Raw genomic sequence first — 13,383 nt, 5'->3', positions numbered from 1 at the left:
ATAAGGGGGACTAATAGCCACATGGAACTTCACGTAAAACATCAGTCAAACAGCACTGTATCTACACATGAAAACCGTGCGCGCATGCTTGTATCTTGTCCAGATGGTCCAGGTATTGTAGCGACTGTGTCCCGCTTTTTGTACGAGCATGGGGCCAATATCGTTCAATCTGACCAATATACAATGGACCCGTCCGGCGGTATGTTTTTTATGCGGATTGAATTTGATTTGCCGAATTTGAGTGCAGCTCAGTCGCAACTGGAGCAGGACTTTGTCGCTGTTGCCGAGCAATTCCGTATGGAGTGGACGATTTCTGCGGTCAGCCGCAAGAAAAAACTGGCTATTTTCGTTTCTAAAGAAGATCACTGTCTGGTAGAACTGCTGTGGCAATGGCAGGCAGGCGATCTGGAGGCGGATATTGCATTGGTGGTTAGTAATCATCCGGATATGAAGGAGTATGTGGAATCCTTTGGCATTCCATATCACCATATCCCGGTGACAGCCGATACGAAGCCAGAGGCAGAGCGCCGTCAGCTAGAGGTCATTGGCGAAGAGATTGATGTGATCATTTTGGCTAGGTATATGCAGATTATTTCGCCTAAGTTTATTGAGCATTATCGCAACCGGATTATCAATATCCATCATTCCTTTCTACCTGCATTCGTGGGTGGTAAGCCGTATGCCCAAGCTTATAATCGTGGTGTGAAAATTATTGGTGCTACTGCGCATTATGTAACCGAGGAATTGGACGGTGGTCCGATCATTGAGCAGGACGTACAGCGGGTAAGCCACGGAGATGATGTAAATGAGCTAAAACGGATCGGTCGTACTATTGAACGGGTCGTGTTGGCAAGAGCCGTGAAGTGGCATACTGAGGATCGTATACTGGTTCATGAGAACAAAACGGTCGTTTTTAATTGAACTTAAAAATTTCAAATTGATGAAAACTTGCGAGTATACCTTTCGGATTAAACAAAGCCCAGTGCATAATGGGCTTTGTTTTTTTGTGTGGGGTAATTGTATTATATCTGGGCCCTATATAAATTTTTTTGCGATTTCATTATTTTTTAAATGATGTTAATACATAACGGGTATATTGATATGAGGGCTGTACTATATTTCGACCATTTCGACAATCATCTTTACAAACGATCTGGCAAACTTCCACGGCAAATGGTACAATACTTATGAGTGTATAAGTCATATTGAAACATTCAAGCAGATTCACTCACTTCAATAGTCTCTGTTTCTATATGAGACGGTGATTTTGAAGAGTATGACCGAATGCAATTGACATACTTCATACAATATGAGGAGGCAAACCATGACTGACCAGAATCAAGCGATTCAAAAGGATGAAAACTCCACTATCGACAATTTGTCCATCACAACAATTCGTACGTTGGCAATTGATGCCATCGAGAAAGCAAATTCAGGACACCCTGGTATGCCGATGGGCTCCGCGCCAATGGGCTACCAACTTTTTGCTAAAACAATGAACCATAACCCAGATCGCCCAACATGGGTGAACCGTGACCGTTTTGTACTGTCTGCAGGACACGGTTCTATGTTGCTATACAGCCTTCTGCACCTGAGCGGATATGATCTGCCTATGGAAGAGCTGAAGCAATTCCGTCAATGGGGTAGCCTTACACCGGGTCACCCTGAGTTTGGACACACTGCTGGTGTAGATGCTACAACTGGACCTCTGGGACAAGGTTTAGCAATGTCCGTAGGTATGGCTATGGCAGAAGCACAACTGGGTGCAACATATAATAAAGACGAATTTAAAGTTGTGGATCACTTCACATATGCTATTTGTGGCGATGGCGATCTAATGGAAGGTATTTCCCACGAAGCTGCTTCGCTGGCTGGTCGCCTTCAACTGGGTAAGCTGATCGTATTGTTTGATTCCAATGATATTACACTGGATGGCAAGCTTAATCTGTCCTCTTCCGAGAGTGTTGCCAAACGCTTTGAAGCTTACAACTGGCAAGTGCTGCGCGTAGAAGATGGTAATGATCTTCCAGCGATCCAAAAAGCAATTGAAGAAGCACAAGCTGACTCGACTCGTCCTACGTTGATTGAAGTAAAAACAGTCATCGGTTACGGAAGCCCGAACAAACAAGGTAAAGGCGGACACGGCGGTACTCATGGTTCCCCGCTGGGAGCAGAAGAAGCTAAACTGACTAAAGAATTCTACAAATGGGTATACGAAGAGGATTTCCATGTACCACAAGAGGTTCGCGAGCACTTTGCTAAAGTAAAAGAGCGCGGTATCGCTGCTAATAAAGCATGGGATGAACAATTTGCGAAATACAAAGCGGCTCACCCTGATTTGGCAGCTCAGTTCGAAACAGCTGTAAACGGCGATCTTCCAGAAGGTTGGGATCGTGATCTTCCGAAATACTCCACAGAAGACAAAGCGGTTTCAACTCGTGTAGCTTCTGGTAATGCATTGAACGGATTGGCTCCAAACGTTCCTTTCCTGACAGGCGGATCGGCTGACCTGGAAAGCTCCACAATGACACACTTGAACAACCTGACGAACTTTACGCCAGAAGACTACGCTGGCCGTAATATTTACTTCGGTATTCGCGAGTTCGGTATGGCTGCTGCGATGAACGGTATGGCGTTGCACCAAGGTGTAAAAGTATTTGGCGGTACATTCTTCGTATTTACAGATTATCTGCGTCCGGCCGTTCGTCTGGCAGCTCTGATGGGATTGCCTGTAACCTACGTTCTGACTCACGACAGTATTGCTGTTGGTGAAGATGGTCCAACTCATGAGCCGATTGAACAATTGGCTTCTCTGCGTATTATTCCGAACCTGACGGTCATTCGTCCGGCTGACGGTAATGAAACTTCTGCTGCTTGGGCTTACACGCTGGAAAACAAGAAAAACCCGGTTGCACTGGTATTGACTCGTCAAAACCTGCCAATCCTGGCTGCTACTGCTGAGCATGCACGCGAAGGTATCAAACGCGGTGCTTATGTGGTTGCAGATGCAGCAGACGGCAAACCGGTTGCTCAAATTCTGGCTACAGGCTCCGAAGTACAATTGGCTGTTAAAGCACAGGAAGCACTGGCAGAACAAGGTATTCAAGTACGCGTTATCAGCTTCCCAAGCTGGGATCTGTTCGAAAAACAAGACAAAGCTTACAAAGATTCCGTTCTGCTGCCTGAAGTTAAAGCTCGCTTGGCTGTAGAAATGGCGTATCCACTGGGATGGGAAAAATATGTTGGCGACCAAGGCGACATTCTTGGTATCAGCACATTTGGCGCATCCGCACCTGGCGACCGTGTAATTAAGGAATACGGCTTTACAGTAGAGAACGTTGTAAGCCGTGTAAAAGCTTTGTTGAAATAAAACACTGGAGCATCAGCAATTAGGAAGAGTTGTCCATAAAGCAATGATCGTGTATTGCTGGCAAACGACCTACCTGATCGTGGCAATCCATGTATTACAAACAGTCGTAACCTGAGTAAGGCTTACGGCTGTTTGTTTCATACATTTGTATTTTCGAAAAAATGACTTTTGGATTATCAGTCTATAGAGTACGCAGATACAGTGTGTATTTTCATACTGAAACTGGAATCCAAATTATGTTATGATGCACCATATTCATTCACCATTGAGAGCAGATGAGGGGATAACGAATGACACAGTTCGATGGAGTAAGCGTAATTAAAAAAGCAAATGTTTATTATGATGGTCAGGTTACAAGTCGTACAGTTATCTTGGGTGACGGCAGTAAGGTAACACTGGGGATTATGTTGCCGGGAACGTACGAGTTCGGGACGGATTCCCGTGAGATCATGGAGATTTTGGCAGGGGACCTGAGAGTGTTGCTTCCAGCTACCGAGGAATGGCTGGAAATACAAGGTACATCAACCTTTCATGTGCCTGCAAAGTCTTCCTTCAAGCTGGAAGTACGAAGTGTAACGGATTATTGCTGTTCTTATCCGGAATAATTAACTGAAAAGGGTAAGAGCACTCAAGCTACAAGCCAAGTGTTCTTACCCTAAAGCTGTGTCATAAGTACAAATGCACAGCAGCATGGTTACAAAGAAAAGTCCAGCTTACTCAAGAGGCTGACCACCAATGGTGCGGCCAATCCATGCTTCGTATGTCTTTACGACGGCAGATAGATCCTCATCGCCGTAGCCTTGTGTTTGTCCGGCTTGAAACAAGCTTTTGGCAATGGACAACATAGGCGTAGGGATGGACATGCTGTCTGTTAGTGAGGCAGCGAGCTTCAAATCCTTGAGCATCAGAGCAAGTGAGAACTGGTTGCTAAAATCATGCTCGATGATTTTGCGCCCTTTCAGGTCAGCGGCCTTGCTACCTGCCGATCCGAGCTGTACCAATTCTAGGAAGCTGTCTGCTGGAATGCCGGATTTAGCCGCAATAGCAAAGCCTTCAGCCAGAGCGAGGTTATTTATACCGACCATCGTATTGTGAGCAAGCTTGGCTACGGCCCCGCTGCCGTTTGGTCCCATATGAAGCACTTTTTTGCCCAAGGTATCAAAAACATCTGATTGTGCCGCAATCGCTTCTGCGTGACCGCCGACCATGAACACGAGTGTTCCATCAACAGCGGCAGGCTTGCTGCCTGTTACAGGTGCATCAATGAAGGAACAGCCCAGCTTGTCCGCCTCAGCGGCCAGTTGTTTAACTAGCTCAGGTGAAATCGTGCTGTTGTCCATCACGGTCATGCCAGCCGTAAGACCAGCAAACACACCGTCCTGACCGTAATAGACGTCACGTATTGATTGATCATCGCTGACCATGGTAATGACCAGGTGCTGCCCTTCGGCCGCTTCGCGAGGGGTTGAAGCTGTACGTGCGCCTTGCTCTATCAAGGGTTCGCAGCGCGAAGCGGTACGATTATAAACTGTGACTCCGAATCCCTGCTTTAGCAGATTGGATGCCATCGGGGCGCCCATGGTGCCCAGTCCGATAAATCCGATGTTTTTCATTGCTAATCACCTTTCTTGTTGGAAGTTGCCGTCCGATGCAGATGCGAGTTCGGCTTGAATTGAATATTGAAACAGATTGATCTCAGTTCATTGTAGCATGGGCATGCTACCCTATCTACAGCAGGGTCTGTCAAGGCACAGGACATACAGGTAACACAAGCTTGTCAGGCTCAGCAAATTAAAGTATCCTATTCCTAAGTCCTTATGTTCGTATTCATGGTCTTAGTAATACCAAACAGGAGGTTCCAAACATGTCTAAAAAAGTTATTTTTGATTACACAAAAGCGCTCTCCTTTGTGGGTCAGCACGAAATTGATTATTTTGCAGAGCCCATCAAGTTGGCTCATGAGCAACTGCACAACCAAACAGGTGTAGGTTCCGATTTCTTGGGTTGGATTGACCTGCCTACCAATTATGATAAAGAAGAATTTGCACGCATCCAAAAGGCTGCTGCTAAAATTCAAAGCGATTCCGAGGTATTGATTGTAATCGGTATTGGTGGTTCTTACCTTGGAGCACGTGCTGCGATCGAAATGCTGTCGCATTCTTTCTACAATGCGCTGCCTAAAGATCAACGCAAGGGTCCAGCTATCTATTTTGCAGGCAACAACATCAGCTCTACATATGTGAATCATCTGTTGGAACTGATTGAAGGAAAAGACTTCTCTGTGAATGTCATCTCCAAATCAGGTACGACAACAGAGCCAGCTATCGCTTTCCGCGTATTCCGTGCGGCTCTGGAGAAAAAATACGGTAAAGAAGAAGCGCGCAAACGTATTTACGCGACAACGGACAAAGAACGTGGCGCTTTGAAAAAGCTCGCTAACGAGGAAGGTTATGAATCCTTCATTATTCCTGATGATGTGGGTGGCCGTTACTCCGTGCTGACAGCAGTAGGCTTGTTGCCGATTGCTACAGCAGGCATCAACATCGAAGAAATGATGCAAGGTGCGGCGGACGCTTCCAAAGAATACAGCAATCCGAATGTAGCTGAGAACGAGGCATACCAATATGCAGCCGTTCGTAACGCTTTGTACCGTAAAGGTAAAGCAATTGAAATTCTCGTAAACTATGAGCCGTCTTTGCATTTCGTATCTGAGTGGTGGAAACAGCTGTACGGAGAAAGCGAAGGTAAGGATTATAAAGGCATTTATCCTGCTTCTGTTGACTTCTCGACAGACCTGCACTCTATGGGACAATTCATTCAGGAAGGTAGCCGTAACATTTTCGAAACGGTAATCCAAGTAGAAAATGTACCTAGTCACATCACCATCGAAGCAGATGAGGATGATCTGGATGGACTGAATTTTCTGGCAGGCAAAACGGTGGATTTTGTAAACAAAAAAGCATTCCAAGGTACATTGCTGGCTCACACAGACGGACAAGTACCGAACCTGATTGTAAATATTCCTGACTTGAGCCCTTACTCTTTTGGCTACCTTGCTTATTTCTTCGAAAAGGCTTGCGGCATCAGCGGCTACCTGTTGGGCGTAAATCCGTTCGATCAACCCGGCGTCGAAGCTTACAAAAAGAACATGTTTGCGCTGCTTGGCAAACCGGGCTTCGAAAAAGAAAAAGCTGAGCTTGAAGCAAGATTGTCTGAATAAGGGAGCTATAATCTCTGATTCGAAACAGGGTTTTCGGTCAGAAGCGTTATAGTGTATAGCATCAATTAAGTACAGGAAAGCAGTTCACCAGCTGCCAGAAGCGGGGAACTGCTTTCTTGTAAAATGAAGTAAGGAAGGTTATACGTGTATGTTGGAACAATACCGAACCGTACGCGGTGCTGGCAACAAGGAAATTGTAATCCGAAAATCCCGTTTTATCGGCCATATTCAGCCTGTTCAAAATGAGGAAGAAGCAGTCGCTTTTATAGAACGCATCAAAAAAGAGCATTGGAACGCTACCCATAATTGTTCGGCTTATATGATTGGGGAAAGAGATGAAATCCAAAAGCAATCCGATGACGGAGAACCGAGTGGGACGGCTGGTAAGCCTATTTTGGAGGTAATCCGCAATCAGAAGCTGAAAAATGTCGCTATTGTGGTTACTCGATACTTTGGTGGAATTTTGCTGGGAGCAGGCGGACTGATTCGTGCATACTCAGATGGTGCTGTTGCAGCTATTGAAGCAGGGGATGCGATTACGCGTGTGTTGCATCGTGAAGTTTTTGTAGAATTGGATTATACCTGGTTGGGCAAAGTGGAAAATGAATTACGTAATCGCAGTATCCGTACTGGAGAAACGATGTTTACGGATAAAATTACCTTAACCTGTCTGCCGCTGGCTGGTGATGCGGAATCCTTCTGCAACTGGATAACCGACTTGACACAAGGACAATCGCTTGTGTCGGAGGGAGAGCAGCTTTACTTTATTGAAGGGGAATAAATAATATGGCTAGAAGAGCAGTAGAACAGGAGTTGTCAAGAGGGCGGATTCTGGAAGCGGCCAGGCACTTGTTTATCACCAAGGGCTACCGTGCGATTTCAATGCGCAGCATTGGCCAGCATCTGGGTTACAGTCATGGTTCGTTATACTATCATTTTAAAGAGAAGGCTGAACTGTTCTATGCCATTGTGATTGAAGATTTCAATACATTGCGTGGGATTCTACTGCAAGCAGCAACAGGCACGCCTGATGATGGCTTGAGCAGATTGGAGTACCTGATGTTGGAATATATCCGTTTTGGGTTGGAAAACCCATATCAGTACGAAATTATGTTCATGATGCATGATGAAGAACTATTTGCATACTGTCGTACAGAGCAAAACCGTTGTGTGGAGTTATTTGCGTCTATGATTCGCCAGGAATTAAGTGGTCAGGGACATTCGGAGGAAGAATGCTCAAGAGTACCGAAAAGTCTGTTTTTATCCATGCATGGCTTCGTGTCATTTTATATTCAGGACGGTTTAACATTTGAAGAGATCAGGCCCGCTGCTTTTGCACATGTAAAGCTGCTGTGCAGACAACTATGAGCGTACCTGCATTCACACGCTTCAGCCATGAACATGTAGGGCGCTTTTTTGGGTGTTTGCACTTCATGACGGTGACTTATCATTACGGTACTTTGCGAAAGCGACTAAGAATTTAACAGACGATGGTGTATCCAGCGGGGGAACATCATCGTCTGTTTTTTTGCATGCCTCCGTCAGCCCTTCATAATTTTTACATGGTATTGACGTCTGCGTGGGCCGTCGAATTCACAAAAATAAAGTCCCTGCCATCGTCCAAGCAACAGCTTTCCATCATGAATGATAACCGTTTGTGAGGGGCCTGTTGTAATGGATTTAAGGTGGGACGCCGTATTTCCCTCCATATGGCGATATTGGGGATGTTCCCAGGGATAAACCTCATCCAGCCTTAAAATGACATCATGTTTGACGTCTGGGTCGGCATTTTCATTAATGGCGATGCCAGCAGTCGTGTGTGGACAATAAATCAGAGCTGTTCCTTGCTGCACCCCGCTTTTTTCAATGAGTGCTGCAACTTCGCGTGTAATATCACGCATTTCATCTCGCCGTGTAGTAGATAATTCAAAAGTATGCAACATAAATCCATCTCCCTTCTATGTATTACTTTACCCTTTTCATTCTCAAGATAATATATAGAGTTGACGAAAATTGCTTTCCTTTGATAAAGTATCACATAAGAAAAACAAAGTAAGTTTATTGGAATAATTGAATGCTTTCGAATGAGATGCGTGCTTTGCGGTAAGCAAGGCTGCTGCTGTTCCTGAACTGGTCCATAAGCGGAAAGGAAGTGTACGGATATGCATGTGGAAGTAAGAGGGTTAAACAAGCATTTCGGTAATTTTCATGCGGTAAAGGACGTATCTTTTGATATTCAGACGGGCCATCTTATTGGTTTGCTCGGTCCAAGCGGCGGGGGGAAAACCTCCATTCTACGTATTTTGGCAGGGCTGGAGCAACCGGATGCAGGAGAGATCCACTTTCATGGAAAAAGGGTAAACGAGCTGGCACCACAGGAGCGTGGAATCGGATTTGTATTTCAAAACTATGCTTTGTTCAAGCATATGAGCGTGTACGACAATATTGCCTTTGGTTTGAAAGTGAAAAAAAGCTCCAAAGCCCGCATCAAGGAAAGGGTCACTGAGCTGGTTGAACTCACGGGGCTCAAAGGCTTTGAGCATCGTTATCCGCATCAATTGTCAGGTGGACAGCGACAAAGGGTTGCTTTCGCGCGTGCTTTGGCACCGGAGCCTCAACTACTGCTGCTGGATGAACCATTTGCGGCTATTGACGCCAAGATTCGTCAAGAGCTGCGTACCTGGTTGCGAGAGTTGATTGAGAGGGTGGGTATTACCTCCATTTTCGTCACCCATGATCAGGATGAGGCGATTGAAGTAGCCGATGAAATTATGGTGATTAATCAAGGTCGACTGGAGCAGAAGGGAACGCCTTGGGATATCTATAAAAAACCGGGGACCCCGTTCGTGGCTTCTTTTATTGGGGAATCCACGGTGATTGAACAGGCGGGTAGTCTCAGAGGCTTCGAGGAAGCTGCCGGAGTGGGAACACGTGCCTTGATTCGTCCGGAGTACATTGATGTCGGACCTAGTGAGGAATTTGCGTTGCTGTCGGCGACCGAGGAAGGCATTGTGAAGCATTTACATTTTCGCGGGAGTGAATGGATGGTTGAAGTACAGGTCGGGGACCAGCGTCTCATGACATACCGTTCATTGGAGAAGTCTACGCTGGAACCTGGTCAGCAGGTGCGAGTGTTGGTGCATCGGGCCTATCTATATAATGAAGAGTCCAGCTGGATGGTGGAAAATCGCCTGAAGGAAGACCCGATGCCTATCATCATTTGAAAATAAAACGTTCACATATAAGGGGGGTGTCTGGCCTGTTTTACGGCTTTGGACATGCCCTTTTGTCGTTGGTCGCTGGGGTGATTTACGCAGACTTGATATGTTCGTTATAATAGTAGTAAAAACACCCAGATAGATAGGAGTTAAATCATGAATCGTCTTATTTTTCTTGGCACGGGGGATGCAATGGGGGTTCCGCGTGTGTATTGTGATTGTCTCGTGTGCACAGAGGCACGCACGACAGGAACGAATGTAAGGTTGAGATCGTCTGTGCTGATCAAAAGCGAGACAGAGGATTTTATGATTGATTGTGGCCCCGACTGGCGTAGACAGTTAGAATTGCGCAGCCTGCGTTTTATCCCTACGATCCTCGTGACACATGCACATTTTGATCATATTGGAGGATTGCCAGAATGGGCGGATGCCTGTCGCTGGACGGGGAACAGAGGGCGTTTGTACGCTCCACAGGAAGTGATTGACACGATCCTGCGTCAATTTTCCTGGCTCCCTGGAAACCTGGATCTTATTCCAGTAGATCAGGGAGTCCAACTTGGCGGATGGAACATCCGGGGATGGCGCGTGAATCACGGAAAGAACGGATATGCTTACGCTTATCGGTTGGAAAAAGACGGCTTCTCATGGGCCTACTGTTCAGATTCAATTGGACTGAATGAGGCGGAAATTTTGCCTTTACATAATCTGAATTTACTCGTGCTGGGGACGAGTTTTTACCATGAGAAAGCGGAGTATGCCACCCGTTCGGTATATGACATGCTGGAGGCTCAAGAGCTTGTAGGAAGACTGAAGCCCGGAAGCACGGTGTTTACACATATGTCCCATGATGTGGATATCACATACAACTACGGGTTGCTGGAAGGGATCAGTTTGGCACACACAGGCATGAGTTTGCCGTTAGAATAACGATTTACATCATTCGGCTGATGCGTAGAAGTGTGGAGAGCCCTTCTTTGATTTGCAGTTCATTGGCGTATGAATAGGACAGCCGTATATGCGTTTTACCCTCTGCACCGATGGGATCAAATACATTGCCTGGGACAAAGGAAACGGACTCTTGTATACTTTTGGCAAGCAGCTCATTAGGTTTTATCGTAGAAGGTAGCTGGAGCCACAGGTTGAGTCCTCCCGCCGGGCTGGTCCATGTCCAGCCGGAATCGCGGAGACTGGCTTCCATCGTTTCCTTACGAATCTGGAGTGCGATACATAGCTTTTTAATATGCTGCTGCATACGTGGGGATTGAAAATATTGTAAAAACAGCTTTTGATTCAGCAGTGGTGATCCATTGTCCACTAGCGCTTTGACGCTCAGCAGACTGTCCATGAGCTGAGGCCGACAAGTCACGGCTGCGATTCGCAGGCCGGGTGCGACATACTTGCTATAGCTGCGAATATAGACGACACTTCCCGAGATATCATAGGAGAAAATCGGAGAAGGCGGTTTTTGCCCAAAGCTAATATCATAGGTGCTGTCATCCTCGACAATAAGACAGCCGTAGCGCTCGGCCAGTTCGGGCAGACGTTTGCGCTGCTCATCGGGGATGGTAAAGCCGGTCGGATTGTGAAATGTCGGATTTATATAGAAGAGACGCGGTTTTTCCGTTTTCAGGCACCATTCAATCTGATCCATATCATAACCTTCCGGCTGTATATCAGTTACAGTCAGGCGGGCGCCTTGTCTGCGGAATATTTCCATGGCCGGGCCATAGGCTGGACGTTCGATTAATACACGATCTCCAGTACGAATCAGAGAACGGGAAACCAAGTCAATGGCTTGCTGTGCGCCGGAGGTAATCAGTACTTCGTCCGTTGATACTGCGAAATGCTTATCTGTGCTAAAATGCTGCGCCATGGCATCACGAAGCTCAGCATCTCCTTGTACAGCAGAATAGGTAGCCGCGATTTTCGGATGCTTTTCAAACACCTGCATCATTAATTCTCTCCAGTATCGGTTGGGTAGGAGAGAGGGATCAATTAGGGCCTTGGAAAATTGGAAGTCCGCGTTCATGGCATGAACCTGGGTGAGTCCATCCATCCCCCTCCAGACAGAAACAGACGGATCGTCTGCCATGTAAGTGGATTCTGAATGGAAGAGCCGTTTTGTGGATGAACGCTCCGAATAGGTAGTAAATGGCCCCAATTCTGCTGCATGGGAAGCATGAGCGTAATATCCCGATTTATCCTTTACATAGATACGCCCTTGTTGCTTTAACTCCTGATATGCCCGGAATACGGTTAACCGGTGCACACCCAATTCCTGAGCCAGACTTCGCACAGACGGCAATTTAGCGTCTGCTGGCCAGTCCCCGCGCTCCATCCGCACATTTATGTAATGGACGACCTGCTCATACAGCTTTAAGCCCGGATCTGTCGAGATCTGTTCCGTTGAAAACAATAATTCGCTGTTATCCTTACCCATGCGGTCCACGCTCCTTTGTGTGTATTGTACTATACAGCACTTCAAAAACGTGTACAACTGTTCTGTGGTTGCCCATCTGTTCTGTCTGTCTCCTTGTATGCTTGTGAGTAACAGAAGGGAGAGGGAAGTGTCATGATTAGTATCGCCTTTACAGTTATGTGTCTTATTTTTGGCACCACATTTTTGGCTATCAAAGTGGGAGTGGAAGCCGGACTTCCGCCGTTCTTATCGGCAGGCGCACGTTTTCTGGCAGCAGGGGCAATCTTGTTTATTGCGATGAGGCTGTCAGGAAAGGTTCGGTGGTCGTTATTATGGCGAAAGGAAATGCTGCTAATTGGGACGGGAACGACCTTCGGCACATTCTCAACACTGTATTGGGCGGAGCAATATGTCAGTTCGGGAATCGGTGCTATTTTGTCGGCCACCGGACCGATGATGATTGTGCTGATGCAGTCTGCAATACTGCGGCAAAAAACGACGAGAATTACGCTCATGGGCTGCATGATCAGCTTTCTTGGGGTCGTACTGGTGGTATTGCCCGGTTTGGCCGTTCAAATCAGCGGTCTGTGGCTGGCTGGTTGTATGGCCATTTTGCTGGGTGAGCTGTGCTATTCGGGAGGAGCTCTGTATTCCAAGCGAGTCATGGACGAGTTTCGTGATACGAACCCGATTGCCTTGAATGCAGCACAAATGTTTCATGGTGGTTGGATGCTGCTAGTACTGTCGGCTTTTACAGAGCCTTGGAATTCTGGGGGATGGAATCTGCTGCCTGCCATAGGCTCTCTATTTTATTTGATCGTGTTTGGTTCCATGATTGCGCAGACACTATTTTACTGGCTTATGGCGCGTACGAATCCATTGTTTCCGACCACATGGCTCTACATTTCACCACCAATTGCTGTTGGCCTGGGAGCTTTTTTGTATGGCGAACATGTAAGCTGGTGGATGCTGGCAGGGGTGCTGCTCATTGTGACCGGGTTGATGTGTATGAACAACGGAATTATCCGTCTGGTGAACAGACGTAAAGTACGCTCTGCTGCCTGATACTTTGAAGCGGTCAGTTATGATATGATCTGACAAAAAGAGCCTCCAAACTGCCGTATGTTAATGAACATGCGACGCTTGGAGGCTTTGT

12 protein-coding genes are annotated in these 13,383 nt (G+C 46.6%); 9 read left to right on the top strand and 3 right to left on the bottom strand.

Annotated features, from left to right (window positions below):
* Positions 1–21: 21 nt before the first annotated feature.
* From purU to ppnP, 3 genes are all read left to right on the top strand, one after another.
* Positions 22–921: a formyltetrahydrofolate deformylase gene (purU, locus tag ACU1JV_RS06890; protein ID WP_413985769.1), complete on the top strand. Its 900-nt coding sequence runs from the start codon at positions 22–24 to the stop codon at positions 919–921.
* Between the two features lie 403 nt (positions 922–1,324).
* Positions 1,325–3,370 carry a transketolase gene (gene tkt, locus ACU1JV_RS06885; RefSeq protein WP_013369972.1) on the top strand — a complete coding sequence of 682 codons (2,046 nt, stop codon included), beginning with the start codon at positions 1,325–1,327 and terminating at the stop codon, positions 3,368–3,370.
* A gap of 290 nt (positions 3,371–3,660) precedes the next feature.
* Positions 3,661–3,975 carry a pyrimidine/purine nucleoside phosphorylase gene (gene ppnP, locus ACU1JV_RS06880; protein WP_413985771.1) on the top strand — a complete coding sequence of 105 codons (315 nt, stop codon included), beginning with the start codon at positions 3,661–3,663 and terminating at the stop codon, positions 3,973–3,975.
* Positions 3,976–4,083: 108 nt separating this feature from the next.
* Here ppnP and ACU1JV_RS06875 read toward each other — a convergent pair whose 3' ends face one another.
* Entirely contained in the window at positions 4,084–4,983 is a 900-nt protein-coding gene (locus tag ACU1JV_RS06875; protein ID WP_413985772.1) for an NAD(P)-dependent oxidoreductase, read from the bottom strand.
* A 251-nt stretch (positions 4,984–5,234) separates the two neighbouring features.
* Between ACU1JV_RS06875 and ACU1JV_RS06870 the strand changes: the two genes are divergently transcribed.
* From ACU1JV_RS06870 to ACU1JV_RS06860, 3 genes are all read left to right on the top strand, one after another.
* Positions 5,235–6,590: a glucose-6-phosphate isomerase gene (locus ACU1JV_RS06870; RefSeq protein ID WP_013369975.1), complete on the top strand. Its 1,356-nt coding sequence runs from the start codon at positions 5,235–5,237 to the stop codon at positions 6,588–6,590.
* A 148-nt stretch (positions 6,591–6,738) separates the two neighbouring features.
* On the top strand, positions 6,739–7,371 hold the full coding sequence (locus ACU1JV_RS06865) for a YigZ family protein (RefSeq protein WP_446724534.1): 633 nt from the start codon (positions 6,739–6,741) through the stop codon (positions 7,369–7,371).
* Between the two features lie 5 nt (positions 7,372–7,376).
* Positions 7,377–7,958 carry a TetR/AcrR family transcriptional regulator gene (locus ACU1JV_RS06860; protein WP_413985773.1) on the top strand — a complete coding sequence of 194 codons (582 nt, stop codon included), beginning with the start codon at positions 7,377–7,379 and terminating at the stop codon, positions 7,956–7,958.
* A gap of 173 nt (positions 7,959–8,131) precedes the next feature.
* On the opposite strand, the gene ACU1JV_RS06855 is transcribed toward ACU1JV_RS06860, so the two are convergent.
* On the bottom strand, positions 8,132–8,533 hold the full coding sequence (locus tag ACU1JV_RS06855) for a secondary thiamine-phosphate synthase enzyme YjbQ (protein WP_013369978.1): 402 nt from the start codon (positions 8,531–8,533) through the stop codon (positions 8,132–8,134).
* A 219-nt stretch (positions 8,534–8,752) separates the two neighbouring features.
* On the opposite strand from ACU1JV_RS06855, the gene ACU1JV_RS06850 reads away from it, so the two are divergent.
* The gene (locus tag ACU1JV_RS06850) at positions 8,753–9,814 is read left to right on the top strand and encodes a sulfate/molybdate ABC transporter ATP-binding protein (protein WP_013369979.1); all 1,062 of its coding nucleotides are present in this window, start codon (positions 8,753–8,755) and stop codon (positions 9,812–9,814) included.
* Positions 9,815–9,964: 150 nt separating this feature from the next.
* Positions 9,965–10,735, top strand: a complete 771-nt coding sequence (locus ACU1JV_RS06845; protein ID WP_013369980.1) for an MBL fold metallo-hydrolase — start codon at positions 9,965–9,967, stop codon at positions 10,733–10,735.
* Between the two features lie 4 nt (positions 10,736–10,739).
* On the opposite strand, the gene ACU1JV_RS06840 is transcribed toward ACU1JV_RS06845, so the two are convergent.
* Entirely contained in the window at positions 10,740–12,248 is a 1,509-nt protein-coding gene (locus ACU1JV_RS06840; RefSeq protein ID WP_413985774.1) for an aminotransferase-like domain-containing protein, read from the bottom strand.
* Between the two features lie 132 nt (positions 12,249–12,380).
* Between ACU1JV_RS06840 and ACU1JV_RS06835 the strand changes: the two genes are divergently transcribed.
* A complete protein-coding gene (locus ACU1JV_RS06835; RefSeq protein ID WP_413985775.1) occupies positions 12,381–13,292 on the top strand; it encodes a DMT family transporter in 912 nt (303 codons plus the stop codon).
* Positions 13,293–13,383 lie beyond the last annotated feature (91 nt).

The sequence above is a fragment of the Paenibacillus sp. T2-29 genome (assembly GCF_052921365.1).
Note: the sequence above shows the minus strand (reverse complement) of the source record. Positions and strands in the feature narration are given on the sequence as shown.